We start from the raw sequence: 7,077 nt of genomic DNA on the forward strand, positions 1-7,077 counted from the left end.
TGAAATTCTTATGCCTAAAGATACAAAATCTTTAGGTAATAACAAAGCCCCAGCTTGTGAAAGTCGGGGCTTTGTGCGTAAAAAACAGAAGGTGTGCATTTTGACACACCTTCTTCTTTTTTCTTTATTAGATAAACCTCCTACGATGAAGGTATGTGGGTAAGCCTTTAATCAAGGAATCGTTTGGTAAGCCCATCATATTCGTCAATCCGACGATCACGAAGGAAAGGCCACCAACGGCGAACGTTTTCCGAACGTTCCATATCTATTTCCACTATCATGTTCTCCGGCTGATCGTTTCCAGCTTGTGCCAGAAATTCCCCTTGTGGTCCTGCTACAAAACTGTTTCCCCAAAATAAGATACCGTTTGTCTGTCCGGAAGGATCGGGCTCGTGTCCTACACGGTTGACGGAGATAACAGGAAGTCCATTGGCAACGGCATGAGCGCGCTGTGAAATAATCCAGGCATTGAGTTGGCGGGCTTTTTCATCGTCCGTGTCACTGCTTTCCCAGCCAATGGCGGTAGGATAAATTAAAAGTTCCGCACCTTTTAGTGCCATCAGGCGGGCAGCTTCCGGATACCATTGATCCCAGCATACTAATACGCCTAGTTTTCCTAAAGAAGTTTGAATCGGTTCAAAACCAATGTCTCCCGGAGTGAAATAGAACTTTTCGTAGTAAGCCGGATCATCGGGAATATGCATTTTCCGGTATTTTCCTGCAATGCTTCCGTCGCGGTCGAATACGACAGCGGTATTATGATAAAGTCCGGGAGCACGTTTCTCAAAAAGAGAGGTGACAAGGACTACTTTATTAGCTGCTGCCAACTCGGAATAAAAGCCTGTGGAAGGCCCGGGAATCGGTTCGGCAAGATCAAACAGGTTCGTGTTTTCTGTCTGGCAAAAATAAAGTGAATTGTGTAACTCCTGGAGCACAATCAGTTGTGCGCCGTGAGCGGCACAAGCCTCGATACTCTTTGCGAGGTTCATTAGATTGGCTTTAATATCTGCGGTATTGGATTGTTGGATGATTCCGACTTTTATCTTTCTCATGATGAATAATTAGTGGGTTGATTCATTCATTATTTTATAATTCCTTTATAGCTCCTTTGTAATTCTTTTATGATTCCTTTATAACACCCAGCGGATATTGCATGGTGACGCAGTGTAGGGAACCGTGCTGTTTAATCAGGGCACGGCAGTCTATTCCAATTATTTGATGGTTTGGAAAGGCTTGCTGCAATACTTCTCCTGCTTTTTTGTCATTCGCCGGCTGATTGTATGTCGGGTAGAGAATAACGTCGTTCATAATCAGGAAATTGGCGTAAGTTGCAGGCAGGCGCTCGCCGTCTTCTTCTATCTTGTCTGCCATGGGTAAGGCTAATAGGCGATAGGGTTCTCCTGCTAAGGTGCGGAATGTTTTCAGCTGTTTTTCCATTGCAAGCAGTGCTTCGTAATGTTCGTCTTCTTTGTTTTCGCATTTCACGTAAGCGATGGTGTCGGTAGAACAGAAGCGTGCCAAAGTGTCGATGTGGCTGTCAGTATCATCACCGGCCAGATAACCGTGGTCTAACCAAAGCACCTTTTGCAGGTGGAAGGTTGATTTCAGGTATTCTTCTATCTCTACCTGGTTCAGTCGTCCGTTTCGTTGGGGAGAAAGCAGACATTCGGAAGTGGTGAGCAATGTACCCATTCCGTCGCTTTCGATAGAACCTCCTTCGAGTACGAAGTCAAGGTGGTCTATATACTGGCCTTTCAAAGCTCCGGCTTCTACGGCATGTTTGGTAATTTGATTATCCAGTTCGGAAGCAAATTTCAGTCCCCAGCCGTTGAAGGTGAAGTCGAGCAGGGAAGGGGTGTCGGTATCTATCATTGTAATGGCTCCGTGGTCGCGGGCCCATGTGTCATTAGTGGCACATTCCAGAAAGCGGACGTTATTCATATTGACAGTAGCAGCTATCTGCTTTTTCACTTCTTCCGGTTCGGGAGTGACAATCAATAATAATTCACGCTTCGCTATTTCCCTGGCAATATTGATAAAACACTCTTGCACTTCCGCCAGCATGTAGGCCCAATCTGTATCGGCATGTGGCCATGTTAACTGTATACCGCTCTGCATGTGCCATTCGGCAGGCAAATGAGGTGCTTTCATTTCTACCTGTACGGTCATGTTTTTGCCGAAGTTCAACTGCAAATCTTTCTCCGAGCCGCTTGGGCTGGGGAGTCCAACCATGATTCCCATTAGACTATATATATATTTAGTTTTTTATAAAATCAGTTTATTGTCTGCATCTAAAGTCAGTTTGTTTTCTGCATCGATGTGACTGTTATGCATTGTTTTCCTGCTTCGGTTTCCGGTCAAAGAACGGATTCTTGGAGGATGCGCTTACGGGGATCGCCATTACCATCTTGCAGTCTTTCAGCCAGTTCAGGCGTTGTGCTGCCAATCCGGCGGAGAACATGACGCGTGTGTCTACGCGTAAATCGGCTGCCGTGGCGCACGCGGAACCTATTGCGATACCTACATCTATGCTGTTCAATGCGCAGGGAACTCCATCAGTACGTCCGGCACAGGTGGCAAATCCGCAATGGCCGCAGTTCAAGCCCTGTGTCTGCTCGCGTGTTCCTATCAGTACAACACATTCGGCACTTAGGATGTTGTCGGCATCACGAAGGAAGAATTTCATTCCGTGTTCTTCTACCATAGCTATCATAGTGTCCGATAATTGTTTAATCTCTTCATCAGTGATGAGGGCCACTTCAATAATATCGATTCCTTTTCCTTTCGGAGCAGTGCGCGCAGCCGTCATCATCTGACGTGCTACCTGCAATATATGCTCGTGACGAGCGTCTCTTTCGTTCAGTATCATAACTTTCTTGAATTAATTAGTAAGGCAAAGATAAATGAAAATTGGCAAAATTACACTAGATGATGAAATAAATAGGGGCTATCATTTGAGTCTGATATGAAAAAACTTTCGTATCGGACTTTGTGTTATTGGGTGGAAAAGGCTATCTTTGTATCTGTCAACTTATAAAGTTATGAGTATATGAGTAATAAAATTTATCCTATCGGCATACAGAACTTCGAGAAAATCCGTAAAGGAGGTTATTGCTATATAGATAAGACTGCTTGGATATATCAAATGGTGAAAACTGGCAGTTATTATTTTCTTAGTCGTCCACGTCGTTTTGGGAAAAGTTTGTTACTGTCTACTTTGGAAGCCTATTTTCAAGGGAAGAAAAAACTTTTCGAAGGATTGGCGATAGAGAAACTGGAAAAAGACTGGTTTAAATATCCGATCCTGCATATTGACCTCAATACAGAAAAATACGATACACCGGAAAGACTTGAAAATAAGCTGAATCGCACATTGGTGGAATGGGAAAAAATCTATGGAGCGGAATCTGCAGAAACTTCTCTAGCTATGCGTTTCGAGGGTATTATTCAGCGTGCTTGTGAGAAAGAGGGCCAGAGTGTCGTTATTCTTGTGGATGAATACGATAAGCCTATGTTACAGGCGATTGGTAATGATGAACTCCAGAAGAGTTTTCGTGATACATTGAAGGCTTTCTATGGAGCTTTAAAAAGCAAGGATGGCTGCATTAAATTTGGTATGCTTACGGGAGTTACAAAATTCGGAAAAGTAAGTGTATTCAGCGATCTGAATAATCTGGAGGATATTTCTATGCGTCAGCAGTATATAGAAATCTGCGGAATCAGTGATCGTGAGTTGCATGAGAACTTTGAAACTGAATTGCATGAATTTGCCGATGCGCAAGGTTTGACGTATGATGAAATTTGCACAGAAATGCGTGAAAGATATGATGGTTATCATTTCACTCATGATTCTATAGGTATGTATAATCCGTTCAGTGTACTTAACACCCTTAAATACAATGTGTTTGGCAACTACTGGTTTGAAACGGGCACACCTACTTATCTGGTCGAATTACTAAAAAAACATCATTACGATCTTCACCGGATGGCTCATGAAGAAACTAGTGCCGACGTACTGAATAGTATTGATTCAACTTCCGACAATCCTATCCCTGTGATTTATCAGAGCGGTTATCTTACCATAAAAGGCTACGATCGTGAATTTGAAACTTATCGCCTGGGATTTCCCAATCGTGAAGTGGAGGAAGGTTTTGTGAAATATCTCATGCCTTTTTATGCCAATATAAATGCCGTAGAATCATCTTTTGAGATTCAGAAGTTTGTCCGCGAAGTCCGTTCGGGAGATTATGATTCTTTTTTCCGTCGTCTTCAGAGTTTCTTTGCAGATACTCCTTATGAATTGGTTCGCGATTTGGAATTGCATTATCAGAATGTTCTCTTTATCGTGTTCAAATTAGTCGGTTTTTATGTAAAAGCGGAATATCACACGAGCCAGGGCCGTATCGATCTTGTTTTGCAGACTGATAAATTTATCTATGTCATGGAATTCAAGCTGGAGGGTACGGCTGAAGAAGCCTTGCAGCAGATCAATGAAAAGCATTATGCTAAACCTTTCGAAAGTGATGGGCGAACACTTTTTAAGATTGGAGTGAATTTTAGTGCTGAAACACGAAACATTGAGAAGTGGGTGGCGGAACTTCAATAAATATAATTTTGGCAGGATTTTCAAGAGAACAAATAGATGTTACATATTAATAATGCCTGTATTGCTTTTGGTACGGAAGTGCTTTTCTCCGGTTTCAGTATGAAGTTGGAAAGGGGAGAAACGGCTTGCATTGTCGGTCAATCCGGTTGTGGAAAGACTTCGTTGCTGAATGCGGTAATGGGGTTTGTGCCTTTGAAAGAAGGATCTATACAGGTAGGGGAAACATTGCTTGATATATCGACTATCGATAGTGTCCGCAGACAGATTGCATGGATTCCTCAAGAATTGGCACTACCTTTTGAATGGGTCAAAGAGATGGTGGCTCTCCCGTTCGGACTGAAAGTGAATCGTTCTGTTCCTTTTTCGGAAGAAAGACTTTTCACTTGTTTCGATGAATTGGGGCTGGAACACGAATTATATACAAAGAGGGTGAATGAAGTATCGGGTGGTCAACGCCAACGTATTATGTTGGCTGTGGCTGCAATGCTCAACAAACCTCTCATTATCATAGATGAACCGACTTCTGCTTTGGATGCCGGATCAACCGGTAAAGTCCTGTCTTTTTTCCGGCGACAGGCGGAAAGAGGAACGGCTGTGTTAGCCGTATCACATGATAAGGACTTTGCTTCGGGCTGTCATTATTTAATAGAACTGTAATTAATTGAACTGTAACGCAAATCGGATAGAATTGTTAAGAATATATTGTGGGAACGATTGATATATCATATTATAATCTCTTTATAGGGCTACTATTGCTTGCCATTCCGTTTTTTTACCTTTGGAAATTTAAAACGGGATTGCTGAAACCTGCCGTGATTGGTACATTACGGATGATTATCCAGCTGTTCTTTATCGGCATGTATCTGAAATATCTCTTTTTATGGAACAATCCCTGGATTAATTTTCTTTGGGTGATAATTATGGTATTCGTGGCCGGGCAGACCGCATTGGTACGTACTCAGTTGAAACGTAGTGTTTTATTAATCCCTATTACGGTAGGATTTCTTTGTAGTGTTGTATTGGTAGGCATCTATTTTATCGGTATTGTTCTCCAACTGGATAATATATTTAGCGCCCAATACTTTATTCCAATATTTGGAATTCTGATGGGTAATATGCTGTCGAGCAATGTAATAGCTTTGAATACTTATTATAGTGGATTGAAACGTGAACAGCAACTATATCGGTATTTATTGGGAAACGGAGCAACAAGGCAGGAAGCGCAGGCTCCATTTATCCGGCAGGCCATCATTAAATCGTTTAGTCCCCTGATTGCGAACATTGCCGTGATGGGATTGGTGGCTCTTCCGGGCACGATGATCGGACAAATTCTGGGAGGAAGCAGCCCGAATGTCGCTATCAAGTATCAGATGATGATTATGGTGATTACTTTCACAGCATCTATGCTATCGCTAATGATTACTATTTCATTGGCTTCGCGTCGATCTTTTGATGCATACGGAAAACTGCTGGAGGTAACAAAAGAACCCAGGAAATGACTGTTATTGACCAGATATTCCATAAAGTAGCTGAAATAGCTATTCCACACTTCTTTATAACAGTGGAGTTTTCAGCATCCGGCACAGAAATGCCGGAACATATCGAGGCTTTCCTGCAGGAAAAATACGAAGCAATTCTTCGTGGAGCCAGTGGACGTAAATTTATCTATAAGGAAGGAGAGTGGCGGCTTATTTTCACTTTCTTCCCTACGGACAGAGTCGTAGACGAACGGTATGCACTGAAAAACAAGGTACAAATGATAAATAAGGTGCAAATGAAAAGCAAAAGCTAACCGGTTATTAGCGTGTTTATTATTTGCCTTTCAACATTCCCCATAAGCAGCGAAGCTGCACGAATTGTTCTCCGGGTTGCACATAACCGCCTTCAAACATCTTTTCCGTTACTTGAAATTTAGAGAGGTGATGGCGTATATACTTCTCTACATCAGGCGATTGTTTCTTGACGAAGACAGCAAATCAACCTTCCCGTCTTCGCGAATGAGCACCCTAGCTTTGATTGTGCGAAAACCGTACTCTTTGCAGTGTTTGGTTTCTACTTTATCAATCCAGAAGATAGCGGTAGCTTTGACCGTATCTGCCGCACAATCTTCGATATTGTCAATCTTTGCAGCCTCGGCTACGGACATTTCGATACTATCACTTTTCTTGGGCTGGCAAGAAACCATCATAACTAGCAGGAGCAGTAAAGTCAAATTTGTTTTCATCGTATTCATTATTTAGATGAAGTAAAAGTACAGAATTTCAATAAATAACGGAAGCTTTAGGCGAAAATTTATAATTAGTTTTTATTCCGGAACCGGTTTTTATCCGAATTTATCCGATGAAAACAGGCAAAGAGGTTGTGTCAAAACGTTGGCACAACCTCTTTTATATTTTACAGTTCTGCTATATTTTCTTTTGGCTATGCTGCTTTTTCCTCATGCATTTGGCAACAAGTTGCTATATTCCAAT

At 42.1% G+C, this 7,077-nt stretch carries 7 protein-coding genes and 1 pseudogene; 4 read left to right on the forward strand and 4 right to left on the reverse strand.

From position 1 onward, the window contains the following. Positions 1-167 precede the first annotated feature (167 nt). The 3 genes from N5O98_RS26710 to N5O98_RS26720 all read right to left on the reverse strand — a co-directional run bounded on the left by N5O98_RS26710 (position 168) and on the right by N5O98_RS26720 (position 2,869). Entirely contained in the window at positions 168-1,052 is an 885-nt protein-coding gene (locus N5O98_RS26710) for a carbon-nitrogen hydrolase (protein ID WP_004303059.1), read from the reverse strand. Between the two features lie 67 nt (positions 1,053-1,119). Then, on the reverse strand, positions 1,120-2,241 hold the full coding sequence (locus N5O98_RS26715; RefSeq protein ID WP_022199524.1) for an agmatine deiminase family protein: 1,122 nt from the start codon (positions 2,239-2,241) through the stop codon (positions 1,120-1,122). 85 nt (positions 2,242-2,326) lie between these two features. Continuing rightward, a complete protein-coding gene (locus tag N5O98_RS26720) occupies positions 2,327-2,869 on the reverse strand; it encodes a ferredoxin domain-containing protein (RefSeq protein ID WP_004303057.1) in 543 nt (180 codons plus the stop codon). Between the two features lie 180 nt (positions 2,870-3,049). Here N5O98_RS26720 and N5O98_RS26725 point away from each other — a divergent pair, with 180 nt between their 5' ends. From N5O98_RS26725 to N5O98_RS26740, 4 genes are read left to right on the forward strand one after another with little or no spacing between them, the layout of a single operon-like run. After that, a complete protein-coding gene (locus N5O98_RS26725; RefSeq protein WP_004308917.1) occupies positions 3,050-4,606 on the forward strand; it encodes an ATP-binding protein in 1,557 nt (518 codons plus the stop codon). Between the two features lie 36 nt (positions 4,607-4,642). Next, positions 4,643-5,263 carry an ABC transporter ATP-binding protein gene (locus N5O98_RS26730; protein ID WP_004308918.1) on the forward strand — a complete coding sequence of 207 codons (621 nt, stop codon included), beginning with the start codon at positions 4,643-4,645 and terminating at the stop codon, positions 5,261-5,263. Between the two features lie 47 nt (positions 5,264-5,310). Continuing rightward, complete coding sequence (locus N5O98_RS26735) at positions 5,311-6,105, forward strand: ABC transporter permease (RefSeq protein WP_004308919.1); 795 nt, start codon at positions 5,311-5,313, stop codon at positions 6,103-6,105. Then, a complete protein-coding gene (locus tag N5O98_RS26740; RefSeq protein WP_004308920.1) occupies positions 6,102-6,398 on the forward strand; it encodes a hypothetical protein in 297 nt (98 codons plus the stop codon). Before N5O98_RS26735 ends, N5O98_RS26740 begins: the two co-directional genes overlap by 4 nt. 19 nt (positions 6,399-6,417) lie before the next feature. On the opposite strand, the pseudogene N5O98_RS26750 reads toward N5O98_RS26740, so the two are convergent. Continuing rightward, a pseudogene (locus tag N5O98_RS26750) lies at positions 6,418-6,830 on the reverse strand (DUF4891 domain-containing protein). Positions 6,831-7,077 lie beyond the last annotated feature (247 nt).

The organism is Bacteroides sp. LFL-34, assembly GCF_027257075.1.
In the GTDB taxonomy this organism is placed as follows: Bacteria; Bacteroidota; Bacteroidia; order Bacteroidales; family Bacteroidaceae; genus Bacteroides; species Bacteroides ovatus.

What these genes read in the sequence shown, in the direction of transcription:
- N5O98_RS26710 (WP_004303059.1), bottom strand. Translation starts at nt 1,052, where the DNA reads ATGAGAAAGATAAAAGTCGGAATCATCCAACAATCCAATACCGCAGAT.
- N5O98_RS26740 (WP_004308920.1), top strand. Translation starts at nt 6,102, where the DNA reads ATGACTGTTATTGACCAGATATTCCATAAAGTAGCTGAAATAGCTATT.
- N5O98_RS26730 (WP_004308918.1), top strand. Translation starts at nt 4,643, where the DNA reads ATGTTACATATTAATAATGCCTGTATTGCTTTTGGTACGGAAGTGCTT.
- N5O98_RS26715 (WP_022199524.1), bottom strand. Translation starts at nt 2,241, where the DNA reads ATGGGAATCATGGTTGGACTCCCCAGCCCAAGCGGCTCGGAGAAAGAT.
- N5O98_RS26725 (WP_004308917.1), top strand. Translation starts at nt 3,050, where the DNA reads ATGAGTAATAAAATTTATCCTATCGGCATACAGAACTTCGAGAAAATC.
- N5O98_RS26720 (WP_004303057.1), bottom strand. Translation starts at nt 2,869, where the DNA reads ATGATACTGAACGAAAGAGACGCTCGTCACGAGCATATATTGCAGGTA.